This is a genomic window from Acidimicrobium ferrooxidans DSM 10331, assembly GCF_000023265.1.
GTDB lineage: Bacteria > Actinomycetota > Acidimicrobiia > Acidimicrobiales > Acidimicrobiaceae > Acidimicrobium > Acidimicrobium ferrooxidans.
On the sequence record NC_013124.1, the window covers coordinates 1 to 20,452 of the forward strand.

20 protein-coding genes are annotated in these 20,452 nt (G+C 67.3%); 19 read left to right on the forward strand and 1 reads right to left on the reverse strand.

Annotated elements, in window-relative coordinates; translation table 11 throughout:
• Positions 1–86 precede the first annotated feature (86 nt).
• From dnaA to AFER_RS00095, 19 genes are all read left to right on the forward strand, one after another.
• The gene (gene dnaA, locus AFER_RS00005; protein WP_012784095.1) at positions 87–1,463 is read left to right on the forward strand and encodes a chromosomal replication initiator protein DnaA; all 1,377 of its coding nucleotides are present in this window, start codon (positions 87–89) and stop codon (positions 1,461–1,463) included.
• 223 nt (positions 1,464–1,686) lie between these two features.
• Positions 1,687–2,787: a DNA polymerase III subunit beta gene (gene dnaN, locus AFER_RS00010; protein WP_012784096.1), complete on the forward strand. Its 1,101-nt coding sequence runs from the start codon at positions 1,687–1,689 to the stop codon at positions 2,785–2,787.
• Positions 2,788–2,795: 8 nt separating this feature from the next.
• Positions 2,796–3,836 (forward strand): DNA replication/repair protein RecF, encoded by a 1,041-nt coding sequence (gene recF / locus AFER_RS00015; RefSeq protein ID WP_012784097.1) that lies wholly within the window; start codon positions 2,796–2,798, stop codon positions 3,834–3,836.
• A gap of 22 nt (positions 3,837–3,858) precedes the next feature.
• Positions 3,859–4,161 carry a hypothetical protein gene (locus AFER_RS10585; protein WP_143711876.1) on the forward strand — a complete coding sequence of 101 codons (303 nt, stop codon included), beginning with the start codon at positions 3,859–3,861 and terminating at the stop codon, positions 4,159–4,161.
• A gap of 112 nt (positions 4,162–4,273) precedes the next feature.
• A complete protein-coding gene (locus AFER_RS00020; RefSeq protein ID WP_143711877.1) occupies positions 4,274–6,190 on the forward strand; it encodes a DNA gyrase/topoisomerase IV subunit B in 1,917 nt (638 codons plus the stop codon).
• 31 nt (positions 6,191–6,221) lie between these two features.
• Positions 6,222–8,672: a DNA gyrase subunit A gene (gene gyrA, locus AFER_RS00025; protein WP_012784100.1), complete on the forward strand. Its 2,451-nt coding sequence runs from the start codon at positions 6,222–6,224 to the stop codon at positions 8,670–8,672.
• Between the two features lie 99 nt (positions 8,673–8,771).
• Positions 8,772–9,707: a hypothetical protein gene (locus tag AFER_RS00030; RefSeq protein WP_143711878.1), complete on the forward strand. Its 936-nt coding sequence runs from the start codon at positions 8,772–8,774 to the stop codon at positions 9,705–9,707.
• Between the two features lie 4 nt (positions 9,708–9,711).
• Positions 9,712–11,214: an ATPase, T2SS/T4P/T4SS family gene (locus tag AFER_RS00035; protein WP_012784102.1), complete on the forward strand. Its 1,503-nt coding sequence runs from the start codon at positions 9,712–9,714 to the stop codon at positions 11,212–11,214.
• A gap of 96 nt (positions 11,215–11,310) precedes the next feature.
• Complete coding sequence (locus AFER_RS00040; RefSeq protein WP_012784103.1) at positions 11,311–11,580, forward strand: hypothetical protein; 270 nt, start codon at positions 11,311–11,313, stop codon at positions 11,578–11,580.
• A gap of 5 nt (positions 11,581–11,585) precedes the next feature.
• The gene (locus tag AFER_RS00045; RefSeq protein WP_012784104.1) at positions 11,586–11,957 is read left to right on the forward strand and encodes a hypothetical protein; all 372 of its coding nucleotides are present in this window, start codon (positions 11,586–11,588) and stop codon (positions 11,955–11,957) included.
• Positions 11,954–12,382 (forward strand): hypothetical protein, encoded by a 429-nt coding sequence (locus AFER_RS00050; protein WP_171788921.1) that lies wholly within the window; start codon positions 11,954–11,956, stop codon positions 12,380–12,382. Before AFER_RS00045 ends, AFER_RS00050 begins: the two co-directional genes overlap by 4 nt.
• Positions 12,379–12,861 (forward strand): hypothetical protein, encoded by a 483-nt coding sequence (locus AFER_RS00055; RefSeq protein WP_012784106.1) that lies wholly within the window; start codon positions 12,379–12,381, stop codon positions 12,859–12,861. The genes AFER_RS00050 and AFER_RS00055 overlap by 4 nt, the downstream gene beginning before the upstream one ends.
• Complete coding sequence (locus AFER_RS00060) at positions 12,858–14,492, forward strand: hypothetical protein (protein WP_012784107.1); 1,635 nt, start codon at positions 12,858–12,860, stop codon at positions 14,490–14,492. Before AFER_RS00055 ends, AFER_RS00060 begins: the two co-directional genes overlap by 4 nt.
• Complete coding sequence (locus AFER_RS00065) at positions 14,489–14,986, forward strand: hypothetical protein (protein WP_143711879.1); 498 nt, start codon at positions 14,489–14,491, stop codon at positions 14,984–14,986. The genes AFER_RS00060 and AFER_RS00065 overlap by 4 nt, the downstream gene beginning before the upstream one ends.
• Complete coding sequence (locus AFER_RS00070; RefSeq protein ID WP_012784109.1) at positions 14,983–15,468, forward strand: hypothetical protein; 486 nt, start codon at positions 14,983–14,985, stop codon at positions 15,466–15,468. The genes AFER_RS00065 and AFER_RS00070 overlap by 4 nt, the downstream gene beginning before the upstream one ends.
• A 56-nt stretch (positions 15,469–15,524) precedes the next feature.
• Positions 15,525–16,175 carry a hypothetical protein gene (locus AFER_RS00075; protein WP_012784110.1) on the forward strand — a complete coding sequence of 217 codons (651 nt, stop codon included), beginning with the start codon at positions 15,525–15,527 and terminating at the stop codon, positions 16,173–16,175.
• 2 nt (positions 16,176–16,177) lie between these two features.
• Positions 16,178–16,954, forward strand: a complete 777-nt coding sequence (locus AFER_RS00080) for a hypothetical protein (protein WP_012784111.1) — start codon at positions 16,178–16,180, stop codon at positions 16,952–16,954.
• On the forward strand, positions 16,951–17,850 hold the full coding sequence (locus AFER_RS10590) for a hypothetical protein (RefSeq protein WP_012784112.1): 900 nt from the start codon (positions 16,951–16,953) through the stop codon (positions 17,848–17,850). Before AFER_RS00080 ends, AFER_RS10590 begins: the two co-directional genes overlap by 4 nt.
• Before the next feature lie 11 nt (positions 17,851–17,861).
• Entirely contained in the window at positions 17,862–18,785 is a 924-nt protein-coding gene (locus AFER_RS00095; RefSeq protein WP_012784113.1) for a hypothetical protein, read from the forward strand.
• A gap of 5 nt (positions 18,786–18,790) precedes the next feature.
• Here the strand turns inward: AFER_RS00095 and AFER_RS00100 are convergent, their stop codons facing one another.
• Positions 18,791–20,350, reverse strand: a complete 1,560-nt coding sequence (locus AFER_RS00100) for a hypothetical protein (RefSeq protein WP_171788922.1) — start codon at positions 20,348–20,350, stop codon at positions 18,791–18,793.
• Positions 20,351–20,452: the final 102 nt, after the last annotated feature.

Consider the following 20,452-nt stretch of genomic DNA (forward strand, 5'->3'; position numbering starts at 1 on the left):
GACTCGTCGCGTCGACCCGGAGACGTTGTCCACAGGACAGTGTCCACAGCTGTGGAGCATCTTGTGGATAGGAGGAGGTTAGAGGAGTGAGCGCACCCGAGGCATCGTGGGAGGCGATCGCCCAGGCGTTCCGAACGGCGGTCGGGGAAGCCACGTGGCTGACGTGGTTCCGAACCCTGGCGCCCCAGGAGCTCTCCGACCAGCAGATCGTCCTGACCACACCGTCACCGCTCGCCAAGGAACGTCTCGAGACCAAGTACCGCGACGTGCTCGAGGACGTGCTGACGCCCATCATGGGAGCGCGAGTGCCTGTCGCGGTACGGGTCCGCGCCGATGTCCCCGACGAGACACCGACCACGGCGCATTCGCTGTTCGACTCCTCACCCACATCCTCGCCCACACCGTCGCGGCGTAACGGTCGCGGGTCCTCTTCGACCTTCGATCCCCGCTATACCTTCGAAGCGTTCGTCATCGGGTCCTCCAATCGCTTCGCCCACGCCGCGGCCCTGTCCGTGGCCGAGACGCCGGCTCGCTCCTACAACCCCCTCTTCATCCACGGCGACGCTGGTCTTGGCAAGACCCATCTCCTCCACGCGATCGGCAACTACGCCCGTGAGAACTATCCGAACCTGCTGACGACCTACGTTTCGACCGAGACCTTCCTCAACGAGTTCGTCGACGCCATCAAGCGAAACCAGACGAGTGAGTTCAAGGCCCGCTACCGTGCGTGCGACATCCTCCTCGTCGACGACATCCAGTTCCTCGAGGGCAAAGAAGCGATCCAAGAAGAGTTCTTCCACACGTTCAACACGCTCTACGGGGCACAGAAGCAGATCGTGCTCACCTCCGACCGTCCCCCACGTGCGCTGGCGACACTCGAGGATCGGCTCCGAAGCCGGTTCGCCATGGGCTTGATCACCGACGTGCAACCGCCCGATCTCGAGACGCGAGCTGCGATCCTCCGGCGAAAAGCCGAGGATGCGGGCGTCACCGTACCCGCAACGGTCATCGAGTTCATCGCCGCCTCCATCACCGACAACATCCGAGAGCTGGAGGGAGCACTCACTCGGCTCGCCGCATTCTCCACGCTCAGCCAGACCGGCATCACGCTGACGATGGCCGAACAGGTGTTATCGGATCTCATCTCGCAGCACGCCACCCAACGTCAACGCACGCCTGCCGAGGTCATCGCTGCGACGGCGGCCTTGTTCAACCTCACCCCTGAAGACATCACCGGCGCATCGCGCAAGCGGCCGGTCGCGGTAGCTCGCCAGATCGCGATGTACGTCGTTCGCGAACTCACCGAACTCAGCTACCCGGAGATCGGCCGCGCCTTCGGCGGCAAGGACCACACGACGGTCATGCACGCCGTCAGCCGGGTACAAGAGCTGATGCAAGAGTCTGTGGAGATCTACGAACAGGTCGATCAGCTCTTCAAGAGTCTTCGAGGTCCGCGGCCGTGAGCCTGTGGATGTCCCTGAGGACGGACGGTGGACGACCGCCCGCTCATCCACAGGCTCGAGGAGCCCGACGAGTCCTTCGAACGACGACGGCCTCGCGGCTCCACAGCACTGTGCATGTCCTGGGGACGAGTTCATGGCCGCTGCGCTGGGAAAACGGGTGTCGTCCACAGTTCACAGGCCTTACTACCAGTGCTACCGTACACATAGATAGGGGAGGACATCGGTGAAGTTTCTCTGTGAACGCGACGAACTCGCATCGGCGCTCCAGGCGGCGTCACGAGCGCTCTCGTCACGCTCCTCGCTCGCGGGTGTGCGCTGGACGCTTCGAGGCGGCGAACTCGAGGTCGAGGGACGAGAGAGCGACCTCGCGATTCGCAGTGTGCTGGGTGCGATGGGAACCGAGGGTTCGTTCCAGACGCCGGCGTCGCTCGCCGTCGATCTCGTTCGTACCATGCCGAGCGACCAAGTCGAGGTGGTGGTCGAGGACGCATCGGTCGTGCTCCGATCGGGTCGGGCCGAAGTGTCGCTGCAGCTGCTCCCGACGCTCGAACTCCCCGGAATCGGAGAGGGCACGACGCCGAGTGCGACGGTGCCGGCTGCCGCGCTGGCCCAGGGGATTCGTCAGGTGGCCGTCGCGGCGGCTCGCGACGACGGTCGCGACCTCATCTATTCCAGCATGCTCTTCTCCTCGACCAATGACGGCTTGCGGCTGGTCGCGACGGACGGGACGAGGCTTGCGCTTCGTGACATCGCGAATCTCTCTGTCGCGGGTTCGGAAGCTCGCGACGTCGTGATCCCGACCAGGGCCGTTCGCGAGCTCGAGAGGCTCGTCACCGGTGCGGGTGTCGACGAGATCCACGTCGGTATCGGCGAGCGCGATGCCGTGTTCGTGGTCGGCACGACCACGTTGGCCACCCGGCTCGTCGACGAGCCCTTTCGCGACTATCGGCGGCTCGTGGAGGCCACCTATCCGAAGAAGCTCCTCCTGGATCGATTGTCGCTGGTCGATGCCATGCGGCGGCTTCGCCGTATGGCCAAGGAGGCGCGGAACAGTTCGTCGATCCAGATGAACATGACGCCGACGGCCTGCGAGCTCAGCGTGCGCATCCCGTCCGTCGGCCAGGTGCACGAGGTCCTCGACGCGAACTTCAACGATGCCGAGTTCACCATCAACTTCGACCCGGACATGCTCGCCGATGGCGTCGACGGTGTCGAGGGCGACGTCATCCGGCTCGAGTTCATCGAGGCCAACCGTGCGGCGTGCGTGAGTTCGGCGGACACCCGCGAGTACCTGTACATCTTGATGCCGATCGTGGCCCGCTGAGTATGTGGGTGCGCAGTCTGCGCATCACTGGCCTGCGCAATCTCGACCTCACCATCGATCACGTCCCCGACGACATCATCGCGGTGGTCGGGAGCAACGGACACGGCAAGACGAGTCTGCTCGAGTCGGTCAGCGTGGTCCTGGCAGGGCGATCGTTCCGGACCCATGATCGGTCGGCGCTGGTCAGGGTGGGCCATGACGAAGCGGTCGTCGTCGCGGACGTGGAGCGCGAGCTCGCTCCGCCGGTGCGAGTCGGCCGTCGGGTCGATCGGGAGGGACGACTCGAGACCCGTGTCGACGGACAGCGGGAGCAACGGGGCCCGTCGTTGCCGGTGGTGAGCTTTCATCCAGACGACGTCCAGATCGCGAGCGGCGGCCCGGAGCAGCGCCGTCGGTTTCTCGACGAGTGCGTCGTCGGACTCGATCGAGGGGCAGCGATCCGGCTGCGTCAGGCGGAGCGTGTCCTGCGGCAGCGGACCGAGGCTCTGCGGGCGCCGGTCTTGGACGAGGTGACGCTCAGCATCCTCGAAGAGCGGCTCGCGCGCGCGTCGGTGGAGGTAGCCGAGCTCCGGGCCCGTGCTGCCGAGGTGATCGCTCCGCACGCTCGGGCGGTGATCGACGAGATGCTGATGTCGGCGGGTCGCGTGGTGGTGACCTATCGAGGCGCTGGCGACGAGGCGACGCTCCTCGAACAACTGCGTGCGCGTCGCGGAGACGATCGACGTCGTGGCGTCACGAGCGTCGGGTTCCACCGCGACGACGTCGAGATCCTCCTCGACGGCGAGCCGATCCGTCGCATGGGATCGCAGGGGCAGGTGCGTACCGTGGTCGTCGCCCTCAAGGTGGCGCTGGCACGCGCGATGGAGGCGGTGACGAAGGAGCCGCCGGTGCTGGTGCTCGACGATCTGCTCGCCGAGCTTGATGCCGAGCGGGCGCGGCGAGCGGTCGCGATGATGGAGGGGATGCAGGCGTTCATCAGTCACACCGCACCGGTGGAGGGGTCGGGCTTCGAGCTTCGGATCAGCCATGGAGCCCTCGTCGACGCGTGATCGAGGACGAGTGCCGGGGCCCGTGCCCATCGCTGAGGTGCTCGCGAAGCTCGATACCGCTCAGCGGGCCGGCGTGGACGTCGTGCGTCGTGGCGAACTCAAGACCGTCGTGCGCGAGGCGCTGGGACCAGCCCTCGTACGTCGATGCTCGTTGGTCAGGCTCGCCGAGGACGAGATCGTCCTCGGCGCCGGTGGTGCCGGTCTCGTCGCCCTACGTGGTGCGGCAGCACGGCTCCGCGTGGCGCTTGCGGAGGCGGGTTACCAGGGTGAGCTGCGTCTCGTTGCGATCCCGGGAGAGCCGCGACCCTGGTCGCAGCTAGGCTGAGGTGGGCTCGAGCGCCCGTGGGTGTGAGTCTGCTCGCAGTGTGTCTGCATCGCCACGAGCGTGGATGACGCATCGAGCAGCGTAGGTGGTCGATCGAGGAAGGATCAAGAGCTTGGAGCCCGAGGCAAGCTACACCGCAGCCGACATCGTGGTCCTCGAGGGCTTGGAGCACGTCCGGCTGCGCCCGGGCATGTACATCGGCTCCACTGGTCCGAGCGGACTGCACCACTTGGTGTGGGAAGTCGTCGACAACGCAGTCGACGAGGTCATGGCCGGCGCCTGCACCGAGATCGACGTCACCATCCTCGCCGACGGCGGCTGTCGGGTCGAAGACAATGGTCGCGGTATTCCCGTCGACCCACATCCATCAGACCCGTCGAAGTCGGCAGCCGAGGTGGTGCTGACGCAGCTCAACGCTGGCGGCAAGTTCGGCACGGGTGGTTATAAGGTTTCTGGCGGTCTCCATGGCGTTGGCGTGTCGGTCGTGAACGCGCTGTCGGCACGCCTCGTCCTCGAGGTTCACCGCGACGGTAGCACCTATCGCATGGAGTTCGTCAAGGGTGGGACGCCGACGGGGCCGCTCGAGCGGATCGGCTCCTCTGGAGGCCGGCGAGGCACGGTGGTGACCTTCTGGCCGGATCCGACGATCTTCGAGGACACTGAGTTCTCTGCCCAGAGGATCCTGGAGCGCCTCCAGGTCATCGCCTTCCTCAACAAGGGCGTGGTCGTGCGCTTCCGCGACGAGCGTCCTGGTCGAGAACATGAACAGACGTTCTCCTACGCAGGTGGCATCGTGGACTTCGTTCGCCACCTGAACGAGCCCAAGGGACCCCTCTTTGCGAAGGTGGGCTACTACGCCGCGAGCGAGGAGGACATGGAGGTCGAGGTGGCGTTCTCGTGGAACACCACCTTCTACGAGACGCTGTTCACCTTCGCGAACGGCATCTCCACCGAAGAAGGCGGCATGCACGCCGAGGGCTTCCGCAAGGCGCTCACGCAGGTGATCAATCGCTACGCGAGGGCACGGAACCTGCTCAAGGAGCGCGATGAGAATCTCGAGGGGAACGACATCCGCGAGGGGATGACCACCATCGTGTCGGTCCGTCTCGTCAACCCGCAGTTCGAGGGCCAGACCAAGACGAAGCTCGGCAACGTGTCGGTGCGATCGTTCGTCGAGCGTGTGACCAACGAGCACCTGGCGACCTGGCTGGAGGAGAACCCTCGCGAAGCGCAGGCGATCGTTCAGAAGGCCATCGTGGCACAGCGTGCTCGCTTGGCCGCGAGACAGGCTCGCGAGCTCACGAGGCGTAAGTCGGGGCTCGAGAGCGCGGGTCTGCCCGGCAAGCTCACGGACTGCACCTCGCGCGATCCCTCCGAGTCGGAGCTGTTCATCGTGGAGGGGAACTCCGCTGGTGGCACGACCATCAAGGGACGTGATCCGAAGACCCAGGCAGTGCTTCCCATCCGTGGCAAGATCCTCAACGTCGAACGTGCTCGACTCGACAAGATGCTCTCGAACCAGGAGATCCAGTCGTTGATTGCGGCCATCGGCGCTGGAGTTGGTGACGAGTTCGACATCAAGAAGGCCCGCTACCACAAGGTGATCATCTTGGCCGACGCCGATCCTGACGGATCGCACATCCGCACGCTGCTGCTGACGTTCTTCTTCCGTCAGATGCGGCCGCTCGTCGAGGCGGGGATGGTCTACGCCGCACAGCCGCCGCTGTACTCCACGTTGCTCGGCACGGAGAAGGTCTACATCAAGAACGAAGCCGAGCGCCTGCGCTTTCTCGAAGCCCACCCCAACCACAAGAAGCCATTCCTGCGGTTGAAGGGTCTTGGCGAGATGGACTTCGACGAGCTGCGCGACACCACACTCCATCAGGATCGGCGAACCTTGCTGAAGGTCACCATCGAGCAGGCGGCGATCGCCGACGAGGTGTGCAGTGTCTTGATGGGCGACGACGTCGAGCAGCGCCGTCGTTTCATCCAGGAGAACGCGGGCGACGCGCGTTTCATCGACTTCTAGGTAAGCGACATCGGCCCACGAGGAGATCTGCGTGCCTGACGAACCCACCCCCGACGCTTCGAACGTCGAGCTCATCGAGTTGCAGGAGGAGATGGAGCGCTCCTTTCTGGAGTACTCCCTCTCGGTGATCATTGCGCGAGCGCTCCCTGACGCGCGCGATGGTCTCAAGCCGGTGCATCGTCGCATCCTCTACTCGATGTACGACGCTGGCTATCGGCCCGATCGGCCCCACGTGAAGTGCGCGAAGGTCGTCGGGGACGTCATGAGTCGCTTCCACCCACACGGCGACGCTGCGATCTACGACGCGCTCGTGCGCATGGCGCAGGACTTCTCGCTGCTCCATCCCTTGATCGATGGGCACGGCAACTTCGGTTCGCCCGATCCGTCGACGGGTCCCGCGGCGTCTCGCTATACCGAGTGCCGCCTCGCCCCGATCGCCCTTGAGCTGCTCGCGGGTATCGACGAAGACACGGTCGACTTCGTCCCGAACTACGACTCACAGACCGTCGAGCCGTCCGTACTGCCGGCGCGGTTCCCGAATCTGCTCGTCAATGGATCACAAGGCATCGCCGTCGGTATGGCGACCCAGATCCCATCGCACAACCTCGGTGAAGTGGTCGACGCGATTGCGTACCTCATCGACCACCCCGAGGCCACCGTCGACGAGCTCATGCGCTTCGTTCCGGGCCCCGATTTTCCCACGGGTGGCATCATTCTCGGGCGAGATGGCATCCGCGACGCCTACCGAACCGGCCGGGGGAGCGTCAAGCTTCGCGCCGTGGCCACGATCGAGGAGGCTCGATCGGGCTACCAGATCGTCGTCACCGAGATTCCCTTCCAGACCTCGGTCGAGGTGATCGCCGACAAGATTCGCCACCTCGTCGAGGAGAAGCTGCTCGAAGGGATCCGGGACATGAAGAACTTCTCGGCAGGGTCCGAGACGCGCTTCGTGATCGAGCTCAAGCGTGACGCGAATCCGAACGTCGTGCTCAACAACTTGTATCGACTGACGCCGCTCCAGACGAGCTTCCCGATCCAGATGCTGGCGCTGGTCGATGGCGCGCCGCGCACCTTGAACCTGCTTGGCTTGTGCCAGATCTACGTCGATCACCAACGCGAGGTCATTCGGCGTCGCTCCGAGTTCCGTCTCGGCAAGGCTCGAGAGCGACTCCACATCGTCGAGGGTCTCCTCTCGTGCATCGACCAACTCGACGCCGTGATCGCGACCATCCGAGCCTCTGAGGATCGTGCGGCTGCCCGTGCCGCACTCATGGCCGAGCCGTTCGGGTTCTCTGAGCTCCAGGCGAACCACATCTTGGACATGACGCTCGGGCGCCTGACCCGTCTCGGACGTGAGGAGCTCGAGGAGGAGGCGGCGACGCTCCGAGCAACCATCGCTGAACTCGAAGCGATCCTTGCCGACGCCCAACGACTGTCCGCGGTTGTCAAGGACGAGATGCTCGCGGCGACTGCCGAGTACCGCCAGGCGCGGCGGACCCGCTTCGAGGTGGACCCGGGCGACTTCGCCGCGGAGGACCTCATCGAGGACGAGCCCATCGTGGTGCTCATCAGCCGTTCCGGCTACATCAAGGCCGTGCCCGAGTCCTCGTTCAAGGCGCAGGGCCGAGGCGGCCGAGGCGTGGTGGGGGCGCGAGTCAAGGACGAAGACGAGATCGCCCACGTCATCTCGTCGTCGATGCTCTCGAGGCTGCTGGTCTTCTCGTCGCGTGGGCGGGTCTACCAACTCCGGGGTTACGAGCTGCCCAAGCTCGAGCGATCGGCGCGGGGGACGGCGCTCGTCAATCTCGTCCCGTTGGCCGACGACGAGCGCATCACCTCCGTCATGGGCACGAAGGACTTCCCCGAGGACGCTGACCTCGTGTTCTTCACGCGCAACGGGATGGTCAAGCGAACCGCCATGGCCGAGTACGCGCGCTCGCGTCGTGATGGGATCATCGCTATCGACGTGCGAGGCGACGACGAGCTCGTGAGCGTCGTCGTCGCGACCGAAGAGCACGATGGCGTCGTGTTCACCAAGCGCGGCCAGGTCCTGCGCTTCCCACTCGCTGAGGTGCGTCGTACCGGGCGCGCGACGGCGGGCGTTCGCTCCATTCGCCGAGCGGACGGCGACTGGATCGTCGCGGGCGGGCTCATCGAAGACGGTGTCGAGGTCCTGCTCGTCACGAGCCGCGGTTACGGCAAGCGAACCCCCCTCGATTCGTTCCCGGTGCACCATCGAGGCGGCGCCGGTATCAGAGGCATCGGCTTGACCGAGCGCAAGGGAGAGCTGGTCGCCGCGGCCTTCGTGAGGCCGGAGGACGAGGTCCTCATCGTGAGCTCGCAGGGCCAGATGATCCGCGTGCGCATCGGCGACATCTCCAACCAGGGTCGCTACGCAACCGGGGTCAAGCTCATCTCGCTACAAGCCGAGGAGTCCGTGGCGTCCGTTGGCGTCGTGCCAGAGAGCGGTACGGACGCATAAAGATTCGAATCGGTCCGTGCCGATGCCATCGGTGCAAGGGAGTGCGCGATGGCACGGTGGACCGCTCGGTGGCTTCTACAAGTCGCCTCGACTGTCGCGATGGCGGGCGTGCTCGCCGTGGTGCCCGGTGCCCGCGGCTCGGGCACAAAGACCCTGACCGGATCACAGGTCAGTTGGAGCATCGCCTGGGTGCCGGCTTCGGTCCCGTCGGTCGCGCTCCCGAGCGTGAGCTTCGCCAGCTTCGAGGACCCCACGAACCCGACCGAGGGTCCCCAGCCGACGTTCCCTCATCCCAACATCGCTACCCCCGAAGGCGCCGCCCTGTCCGTGGGCCAACCCATCATCGTCGCGCCACAGACGAGCGAGCTCGGGACGACCCTGTCGGGATCTGCGACCGTCGCCGGTGGGATCGTCGTCACCGTCACGGTGAATGGGGTGGCCGAGCCCCCGGTCACCGTGTCGAACGTGGCGAGCTACGCGATGAGCTGGCAGGCCAGTGTCGAGGACGTCTACGTGTCGGCCGGCACGGTGCCGGCGTCGGCCCCGATCCTCGCTGGCACGAACGTGCTCGCGCCCACCGCCAACGACGTCACGCCGACAGGCTCGCTCGCACCGGGCACGTTTGGGTCCCTGTGCGACGCTGGCGCGGTGAGCGCATCCAGTGATCTCTTCTCCCGCCTCACGCCGGCCCTCGCCCAGTCGGCGGCGGGCAAGCTCAGTCCGCTGGTGTCGACGCCGACCAGCGAGGATCCGGGCACGTGCGCCATCGAGTTCGCTGCACCGTCTGGACTCTCGGGTGGTTCTACCTGGACCGTAAACGCTCAGCTCGCCGCGGCCTTCACCGCGACGGCGACGGCACGACTCCAGACCGTGCATCTGTCCGTCGATGGTGTAGCCGTGACAATTCCTGGCGGTACCTACAGCGACGTGACGCTCGACGTTCCACCTTGGGTGCTCGGCCCGGCGACCTCCATCGACGAGCAGGTGGCCACCGTCGAGTCGCTTCCGGTGGGCGCTGCGGTGTTCGGAGGCTAGGGTCGTGGCCACCATCGCACCCGGGGTCGGACGAACCGAGAGCCTTGCGCCTCGATCGCTCGCCGAGCTGATCGAGCGCGGCCCGTTCGAGCGCTACCTGCGCGAGACGCTCACCTGGTCGCTCGTGTCACGCTTCCTCGTCGATGCGCAGCGCCACGCTGACGACGAGCGTCAGGCCGCAGAGTTCGACCATTGGCACGAGCGTTATCGGGCTCTCTTCTCTCGGGCCGCCGACGAGGTTCTCCAGACGGTGAGCCAGGAGATGCTCGACCACCTGAGTGTGCTCGAGAAGCGGGCGGCCTTCAACGCCAACTACGTCGCCATCGGCGAGCGCATCCGGACGCTGCTGCAAGCGCGTCCGGATGCCGACGAGATCCAGCGGCTGCCGAACGTCGGACCGCTGCTCACCATCCGTCTCTACGGGGAGATGTTCGATCTCGGGATCGTGTTGCTGTACTACTTCGCGTCCGAGGTGGAGAACATCCACATCGTCGACGAGCGCGTCACCGTCTACACGAGTGATGGTCGAGCGTGGCTCTCGATGATCGATGCGGCCGCCGACGGGCGCGCCCTCAAGGACCGTGGTGCGCAGTTCGCACAGATCTCCGGGGGAGGCGTACCTCAACGGTTCGACCCCGTGCACCACGCCCCGAACCTGACGAGCCCCTACGGGATCCGCATGGCGCTCCGCCAGCGCACCACTCGATCGGGGGAGTTTCTCGCTGCGTTGCGCCTGCACCATGCGACCAATATCACCTTCGATGCCCTCATCGAACAGGGGGTCCTCAGCGAAGAAGCGGGCCTCATGCTCGCGCAGGCGGTACGAGCTGCGGTGCCGATCCTGATCGCGGGGGCCCCTGGATCCGGGAAGACCACGCTCCTGCGCGCGCTCACGAAGTTCATCCCGCGCGCCGAACCGGTGCTGGTGGCCGAGAACTACGAGGAACTGCATCTCGAGGAGCTGGTCGACGACCGCGGCAGGCCCTGGTTCTACGTGCTCCACAGCCACGTCGAGCAGGAGGCCAACGCCGAGGGTGCGGGCTCGGTCACGATGAAGACCATCCTCGAACGCGGTCTCCAGGAGGATGTCCGTCGGCTCGTGATCGGTGAGGTCACCGACCCGGAGACGATGGAGGTGCTGTTGCAGGCCGCCAACACGGGCACGAGCGGCGTGCTGGCCACGATCCACGCCGAGAGCGCGCTCGACACGGTGAACCGCGTCTTCGGGCTGTTGCTGCGCACGACCCGTTACACGGACCGGGCCGCTGCCTATCTCATCGAGAGCACGTTGAACCTGGTCGTGCACTGCGCCTTGGTGCGCAACGAGCAGAGCCGTCGGCGGGTCGTCACGGGGATCGGGTGGGTCGTTCCCCATCCGGGCCAGGTCGGTGGCATGCCACGGATGCAGATGGCGTTCGTGCGCGAGGGGTCGGCTCTCGTGCGTGCCGTGGACCATGCCAACGTCGCGCACCGGCTGGAGGAGCTCGTCGCGCGGAGGCGCTCGTGAGCGCTCAAGTTCTGACGCCGAGAGTGACGATGCTTACTACGACGGGTGGTCAAGCATCGTCCGTCGAGAGACGGCGCGAGCGAAAGGAGCGTCGAAATGGGAAGGCGCATGGTACGTGGCGCAGCGTGGTGGCTGGCCTCGGTGGTTCGGTCGGTGATGGCAGTGGTCACCGGTGGGCCTGCTGCACTGGTGTCGCTGGCGAGCGACGAGTCCGGGGCGGAGACCTCGGTGGCGACGATCGCCTGGGTCGTGCTCGGGCTCATCGTGGTGGCGTTCGTCGTGTTCTTGGTGTTCCAGTTCACGGGCAGCGCAACCAGCGCGGCATCCAATACCAACAATCAGCTCAGCACCCTTCCACAGGGATAGCGGGCATGTTCGCTCGTCGCCTGCTCGTCGACGAGCAGGCGACGAGCACGGTCGTGGGGCCGGTGGTCGTGGTGGTGTTTCTCATGCTCATCGCGCTGACCATCGGCTTCGGCGCGTTGTGGGTCGGGCACGTCGAGGCCGTGTGGGGTGCTGAGGCGATCGCCGCCGACCTCGGGATCGGTGGCTCGCCCGCCCAAGGTTTCGCCTTCGGGGTCCTGCGCGACGTGACCTGGTCGATCCAGCCGGTCAGCGTGAGTGGTCCGGACGCGCCGGGAGCTGCGTCCATGGTGGTCGTGCACGCCGATCTCGGCGGTCTCGTGCCGGTGACGAGCCAGGTCGCGCTCCAGCCGCCCAGCCAGCTCGGAACGGGAGCGTGATGCGACGGCTCCTCACCGACGATCGAGCCGAGAGCGATGCGGTGGTTGCACTGCCAGCGGTGGCGGCCGTGATGGTCGTGCTCGCGGTCTCGGTGGGCGTCGTGGTGTGGTGGGCGGCCGCGCAATCGGCCCAGGCGATCGCCAATGCCGCCGGATTCGAAGCCCTGAGTCTCCCGGTCCTCGGGACTCCGGCCGCCGAGTCGGCGCTCGGTGCCATGGTCGCGGCCGAGACCGCAGCGCGCTCCTTCCCGCCGCTCAGCTGCGCCCTGAGTGGGCTCGACGTCGCCGCCGCCCAGATTCCAGCGTCGGTGACCGTCACGGTGACCTGTTCGACGACCGTTCCCGTGCTCGGGTTCGTGCACTTCGAGCGGTCGGTGACGCTGGGCCTGAACCCCTCACACCTCATCGCCGGGAGTACGCCGTGAGGGCGCCGAGCGAGCAGGGAGACGCGACGCCCGCGCTGCTCGCGGTCGGATCGATCCTGCTCGTCATGGGACTCACGGTGGCGGCCCTCGTGCTCGAGAGCATCACGATGGCCGAGACCATGGCGCGGGCGGCGGCGCGGGCGGCGGCGCACGCCGCTGCCAACGTGCTCTGGCAGACGGCTGGGAACGCGGGGTCGCCAGGGCTCGTGACGATGCGGAATCCGTCGTTCTACGATCCCAACCTCCAGAGCGCGGCCTCGGCAGCGCTCGCGGGGGTCCCACACGGGGTCGGTACGAGCGTCGTGTCGTGCTCGGGCGGGCTCGTCCCCAACGGACACGGCCTCCAGCGCTATTACCTCGACGTACGGGCGACCTGCACCGTGGTGTTCGTCCCGCCCATGAGCGATCTCATCACCGTGGTGGCCATCAGCCCGATCACGGTCACGGCCTCCGCCCACCTCGTGGGGAGCCTCGCGTGAGCGCGCGTCGTGTGGCCATCGGTCTCGCTGGGTCGATCGCGGAGGTCCTCGTCCTGACACCGTGGTCGCTCCCGAATGAGCGCGTCGTGGCCCACCCCGTCGTCGTCGGGGCCGCGGCGGTGTGCGCCATCGCTGCGCTTGCGCTGTGGTGGCGGTGGGTGCTGGGGCGAGGTGGTGGCGACCATTCATCGATCCCCGACGGAGTCCGCGCCCCGGCGCGAGCGTCGGTCGCGGTCGATCTCGATCTCGACGCAGTCCCAGCCATCGAGGTGCCCGGCGTCGGGATCGTCGCGATGGAACGCTCGACGTCGCAGTGGGTCCTCGAGGTCGCCGCCGAGCAGGAGCTCCACCGCGTGGCGGAGCACGCCCGGCTGCATCGGCCGCGAGGGATGGTGCCGCTCGCAGTGCCAGATCGCAACCCGGCCGCCGAGGACCTCCGCGCCCTCGTCCGCCTTGACCATCGCGTCCGCTCCTCGCCAGCGCACGAGGGCTCGCTCACGCCGCTGCGCTCTGGCGAGGTCGTAGGGGGTCAGCGCCACACACACGCCGACGCAGGGTCGGCATGCATTCGCGTCGTCGACCGGCTGGGCCAGCTTCGCGTGCTCAGCGGACTCGTCGGCATCGAGCCCGGCACCGGTCTCGACCTCATCGTCCAGCATCGGCTCTTGCCGTGGCTGGAGCCGGTTCGCTGTGTCGTGGTCGGGATGCGACGTGAGGAGGTCGTGGCCTTGGCACGATCGTCGGTGCTGGTCGTGTCCGACATCCGGCGGGCACAGGCGGTGCTCGACGAGGCAGTGAGTGCGACGAATGGATTCCCGGTGCTGGTGGTCGTGCATGGTGTCAGGCTTGCAATGGATGACGTGCGTGCGCTCGGTGCGGCCGGACGCGTCGTGGTCGTCGAGACGAGTGGACCTCCCGACGTGTCCTTCGCCTCCATCGATCGTGGGCGCTGGCACGGCGCAGTGGAGCGGTTGAGTACGTTCGCGCCGACCCCCCTTCTGCCAGGTCAACTGCCACCGCCCCCACGACCCGGGAGACCCTGGGTGCGCCTGTGCGGCCTCGAGCCACGGCTCGAGGGCGTCGCCGCGAGCCGAGACGCCGCACAGTTGGTCGCTGCGCTCGTGCTCGACGGCGGCCGCGCCACGATCGACGCGTTGGCCGACGCGCTCGAGCGTCCGGCGCGGACCGTTCGATCCCTCGCACGCGAGGTGCCCACCTGTGTGGACGACGAGCGTGACGGGCTCCGGTTGCGCCCAGGTGTGGGATCCGATCTCGGCCTCGTCCACCGGGTCGACGAGGCGATCCGCATCGTCGACCTCGTGGCGAGGCCGCCACTTGCCGCCTACGAGCAGCCGTGGTTTCGCGCTCGAGCGCCGGTCCTGGAGGCGGTCCTCGTCGACTCCCTGCTCGCCACCGCGGAGGCACTCGAGCGCGCGGACGCTCGTGGTGAGGCGAAGGTGATCGTGCGGCTCGTCCGCCGGACATTCGGACCGCTCGAGCGGCTCGAAGGCGGCGGTCTGCGCCCCGACGGGACCACGGGTGCAGACGAGGGCGTCGCCCGGAGCGAGGAGGTCGGCACCCACGTGCCACGAGCGGCGTTGGTGAGGCCAGGAGCCGTGGGGTCGTGGTGAGTAGCTTCGATGAGCGGCAGCCATCGGCCCTCGGGTGGGAGGGTGTCGATCAGGCGCCGTCGACGGGCCTGTCGGAGACCGACCAACATGTGTTCTGGGTCGAGGTCGGCGATCGGATCGGCGAAGGCCTCGGCCTGATCACTGCTCGCAGCGAGGTTGCCGAGGTGGAGCTCATCGTCGGGCCGGGTGACGAGCATCGCACGGTGGCCGAGCCGGTGGGCGGCGCCCCGTCGAACTGGGGCGACTTCGGGGATCTCGGAGGGGTCGCTCGGGACGACCGCGACGACGAGCCGCGGAGGCTGGTCGTCGCGGCGACGGAACCCACGGCCGAGACCGGAACGGTCGCGGCGGTCGACGTCGTGACGGCGCCGCTGATGACGCGTCCGCGACGCTCGCGATGGCGCACCTGGTCGATGGTGCTGGCGTCGGTTGCGCTGATCGTCGCGGCGCGCCTCCTGCTCTTCGTCGCCACCACCGGCGGACGGCACCCATGATCGCAGCGGTGTGGCTCCTTGCTGGCGTCGGCGTGATGGGTGCGCACCTCGTCGGGCCCGGACGCGAGGACGCTCGGAGCCATCGCCTGCGCCGACGTGGTTCGCTGTGGATCGTTACTCTCGTGTCGGCGCTGTACGCCGTCGCCGGCCTGGCCCTTGGGTTCGAGCCGCTTGGGTGGCTCCCGCTCGCACTCGGGCTGTGGCTGATCCTCGTCGTCGCGTTCGTGGTGCTCTTCCAGCGTCGTCACGTGGGAGGTGCCGACGTGCGCTACGTCGGCGGGGCGCTCTGGCTGGTCGCCGTCGGACTCGGTCCGGTCGGTCTCGTGTGGTTGCCGCTCACCTTGCTCGGCGCAAGCCTCGCGCAGCTCGCGTGGTCGGCGATCTCGGGTCAGCGAGGGCCGTGGGCGATGGTGGCGTGGCTGAGTGCAGCAGGACTCGTCCTTGCGGTCGTTGCTCTGATTGCTGAGGTGGCACTGCGATAGGCGCTCAATGGGAGCCGTCGTCGTGCCGACAGTAGTCGAGAGCGAAGGAGGCGGACGTGGCTCGAGATGACGCCGCACGGCGACTGGTGATCACCGGCGTCGGCATCGCGTTCCTCGGCTTGGCGATCGCCGGGACGAGTGTCTACTACCTCGAGACGCGTGTCTTTCGCGAGGTCCAGATCGTGGAGGCCGCCGCCGAGCTGCTCCCTGGGCAACCGATCGCTCGATCGGAGCTCACCGTCGTGACGACCCCGGCGCAGATCGCCTCCGGGAGCGGGGTCGTGCTGGCCGGTGCGCTCGACGCCCTCAGCTCGGGGAGCTATACCGTGTCGGTGCCGGTCGCCCCCGGCGCGCCACTCGAGGTTCGCGAGCTCGCCAAGCGTCCTCCTCGAGGGGAACGCGTCCTCTACTTCACGCCGCAGGTCGCGCCCCCCAACCTGGAGGCGGGCTCGGTGATCGATATCCTCGTGCCTCAGCCGAGCACCGTCCAGACGCAGTCGTCGGCGCACGTCCCCTACGACGTTCCGGTCGCGACCGGCGTGACGGTGCTGTCGGTGACGCATCCCTCGTCTGGATCATCCGGTTCGCTCGGCATCGAGGTCGCACTACCTCCCGCCGAAGTCGCGGCCGCTGCGGCCGCCGCGACCAGCTCGCAGTGCGTCGTGGTGTTCTCGTTCCCTGGTGCCCGACCCGTTCCGGTGGGCTAGCCATGCTGGTGGTGTTCGGGCTCGATGCGAACGTCGGTCGCAAGCGAGTCGCCGCTGCCCTGACACGTGCTGTTCCGGGGACCCGCCTGCTGGTCGAACTCGGCGTGTCGGGTACGACGTGGTCCATGGCGGGAGCCGAGTTCCAGAAGCGCACCCCGACCCTCGAAACGATCTACGAGGTCCTGCGCGAGCGCAACGACGGCATGCGGCGGGTGCGCGTGCACCTCGACACCGTGGTAGGTGCGCTGAGCGACCTCGAGAGCGCACGGCCCATCAGCGCCGCCGATGCGTCGCGTCGCGATGTCGTGCCCGTGGTGCGCGCGCCCGTCAGTTCGACCGAGGCCGCCGAGCGCGCGCTCGAGTTCGGCTCGGCGCTCGTCGAGCTGTTCGTCCAGCTGGAACGCTCCAGCGTTCTCGGGCCCACCACCGTGCTCGCCGACGCGGGCTGGGTGGCGCCGGGTCTCGTCGGGCAGGCGGCGTGGGCCGCTGCGGCGAGCGATCTGGTGCTCGTGGTCGGGGAGCGGCCGGTGGCGATCGCCTCGCTCGGCTACTTCGAGCGGGCGTTCCCGCAGGCTCGGGTCTGGGTCGTCGCGCTGGCGGCGGGTCGTCGTCGCCGTCGTCTCGCTGAAGTGGCTCGCTTCGCACTGCGCGCGCGTCACGGCGTCGAGGTCATCGCCGTAGAACCCGATCAGCTCGGATCGGGGACCGCCCTCGAGCAGGTCCTCGAGCCCATCGTCATGGGATCGGCTGGTTCGACCCTCGGGGAGCTCGGAGCGTGACCCGGGCCCTCGTCATGATCGCCGGGAGCTTCCTCGGTATCGGTGTCGTGGGGGCGTTGATCGCGATCGCCGTGGCTCTCCGCCCCCCGAGTGGGGGTCGAGTCGAGGAGGTCGAACGCGTCGGACTCGTGTCGCGTCGGCCATCGGCGCTCCGGTCTGCGCTTGCGACGATGCACCCATTCGCCATCGACCATCGACTCGCCATCGGCGTCGCGCTTGCGCTGCTCGCCGGGCTGGCTGGGGCGTGGTTGCTGGTCGTCCCGTCGATCCTCATCGGCTACGTGCTCGGCGACCTGTTCCTACGGCCGGCGCTCGCCGAGTCGGTCGACGAGCTCTCGTCGATGCTCCAGTTCATCATCGACTTTCGCTCAGGGCTCCTCTCCGGAGGTGTGTCGGTTCCGGCGGCACTCGAGCTCGCGATCGATGCACAACCAGCGGGTCGCTTCACGCGAGATCGTCGCGTGCCGTACCAACAGATGGCCGATCCCTCCGCTCGCGAGGGGGAGGCTCGTGTTGCGTTGAGCCATCTCATCGAGCGCACGACCAATCCGTTGATCCACATCACCGACGTGTTGGTGTACCTGGCGCTGCGTGCGACGAACCTGCGGGTGGCGAACCAGCTCGATCTCCTCGGCGACGTGCTGCTACAGCAGGTCCAGGCCTATCGAGGGCTCGTGGTCACCGAGCTGCTCTCGTCGCTCGGCGAGGTGCGGCTCATCACCATCATCACCATCGGGGCGGTGTATGCGACGCTCCTCGCACTCGGCGGCTCGCTCGGCAGCGACATCGGACTGTCACTGCTCGCGCAGGTCGTCGCCCTTGCAGGGAGCGGGGCGCAGCTCTTGTGGGCCCTCTCGTTGCGTCGTGATCTCGAGTTCAAACTTCGGTACCTGTGAGGTCGTGACCCATGGATGCACGGTGGCTGATCATCGGGGTCGGTATCGCGATTGGTTTGGTCATCGCCGGAGCCGGCGTCGCGCTCGCCGGAGGCAGCACCCTACTTGCGCTCAGACGCTATGCGGCAGCGCTGCCCTCGATCGCGTCGCGCTCGCGTGTGCCGCTCGCGCGGCGAGTCGTTGCCGCCCTGGCGCGACGGCAAGCCGACTTCGATGCCACGCTCTGGATCGCGCACTGGTCCACCGAGGATGCCGTCGCGCGCCTCCAGCAGCTGTGGCTGGTGCTCGCTGTTCTGGCTGGTGGCCTCGTGCTCCTCGCGAAGGCCGTCGTGCCGAACCTGTCACCGTTCGTCCTGGCGATCGTCGCGGCGGCGGCGCTCGCCCTTGCCGCGGTCGTTGCTCGCGTGGTGCTGGTGTGGCAGGTTCGCGCCGAGGCCCGCATCGCGCGCCAGCGCATCGACAACTCCCTGGCCAACCTGGCGCTCTTGATCCGGGTGTACGTCCAGGGCGGTGCATCGGCGACCGAGGCGCTGACCGCCATCAGCGAGCTTCGAGGCGTCATGAGCGACGCCGGTGCGCGCGATGTCGACGCGTGGATCCAGGGATCCCAGCGCAACGACCAGAACATCGGGGCCGTGCTCGAGCGCTTCGGGAACACCTATGGTGTGCCCCGCATCGCGCAACTCGGCTCGTACCTCGAGCAGTCGATCCTGTCGGGTCGGCCGGTCTCCGACACCCTGGACGTGGCCATTCGAGACGCTTACCAGGCCCTGTTCGAGTCCACCGTCGCGGCGGTGAACCAACGGGTACGCATCGCGTCCCTGGTGTTCATCCCTGGCGTCATCGCGATCGGCGTGGTGTTCATGGCGTCGATGATCGCATCGATGCACGGCATCGGGCAGGTGACGAAGCTGTTCGGCGGCGGAGGCCTCTAGCGAGATCAGTTGGTGGCCGTCAGCGGCGGCTCACCCGGGTAGCTCCAGAGCGGCTGCCAGGGAGAGATCGTCGGATCGGCCATCGCGGAGGCCGGGCTCTGGGCCTGGTTGGCCCACTTGGCCTGATAAGGAAGACCCTCGAACTCCACGACCTGACCGGGTTGGTACGTGACGGTGGGCTCCCAAGTCGGATCGGCCCCTGGAGGCAGCGTCGGGAGTGTCGGTGCGTGATCGCTCTCCAGCACCGGTCCGAGGAGTTCCCATGGCGTCTGGTAGGCATACTCGAACTGCTGCGTGGGCTGTTGGCCCTGGTTGTACCACTTGGCCTCGTAGATGTAGCCACCCCACACCACCTTGTAGCCGGCGGGATAGGGGAAGGACGCGCTCCAGATCGGGAAGGGCGCGTTGGCTGGGTTGGCGCTCACCGTGGTCGTGACCTGGATCAGCCCGCGACCGCGTTGCACGGACGCAGGGATCTGATGCTCGATCTCGCTCGAGAACGCGAGCGGGGCTGTCTGTGCGTCGGAGCAGGTGTTCGAGTAGACGGCTTCGTTCGCCAGCGATGCGGCGCACGGCGCATCACGGTTCAGCGACCAGAACGAGACCCGCCCGATCGCCTGTGACGTCGACCACGCCACGAGCTGCGACGCGCCCTGGAGGCTCACCCGTTGACCGACGACGTTGTTCTGACCGATCTGGAACGTCACACCCATGTGGTTCCAGATCTGGTGGGAGTTGAGGGGGATACGGTACTCGGCGAACAGGGTCGTGAGCTGCTGGTGTGCCGCCGTGAGTGCGCTCTCGGCGGTTTGGACGAGGCCCCCGGGCGTCGAGGTGAAGTCCATTGTCATCACGTTGACGCCAGCGAGAGGAACCCGCTTGAGGAGCATCGCGCGGATCGCCGCGATGCCTGGGTCCGACAGTCCCTGGGGTGTCGCTGGTAGCGTGAGCCAGATCTGGATCCCGGGGTCTTCGTGAGCCACGATCGACAGCGCGGCTGCCCGTCGGAGCGTCGCCGCTTGACTCGTGAGCGCGGGGCCCTCGATATCGAAGTCGACGATGTGTTGGTCGTACTGGCGGATGATCTGCTGGTACGCGGCGGCCAGCGACGTCGGCGTCGTGCACGCCATCGACAAGTGGGTGTGGGCTTGGCCGCCGAAGGACACGATCGCGGTCCCGCCGATGCTGGCGTACTCGGCGAGCCGGGAGTTCAGGGCGAGGTCCTGGTTGGCGGCGCTCGGGGTATAGACGCCACCCCAGGTGGGTGAGCAGCCGTTCGTGCCGCTCGCGACGACGAACCCGAGCACCGTCTGCTTCGCGTCGTTCTGGGTCGGATCCTGGAACGCATAGGTCGGCGACAGCGTGGCGTCGACGTACGGGGCGAAGTAGGTCGCGTGGACCGGCGCTGCGTCGATGATCCGCTGGTGGATGCGCCACGCCGCCAGCGAGCCAGCTCCACCGAGCACCATGAGGCCCATGAGGATCCGCACAGGGCTGTAGCGGCGCAGGCGCTCCCCGAGCGGCGGCTTCCGATCCGGACCGTCTCCCTCCAGCTCGTGCGGCATCACGAGATCACTGACAGTGATCAAAGGCTGCAATGAGTGGTCACCAAGCGGAGAGAGCTCGTCGTGTGACATCGCTACTCCTGTCGAAACGGGTCGTTGTCG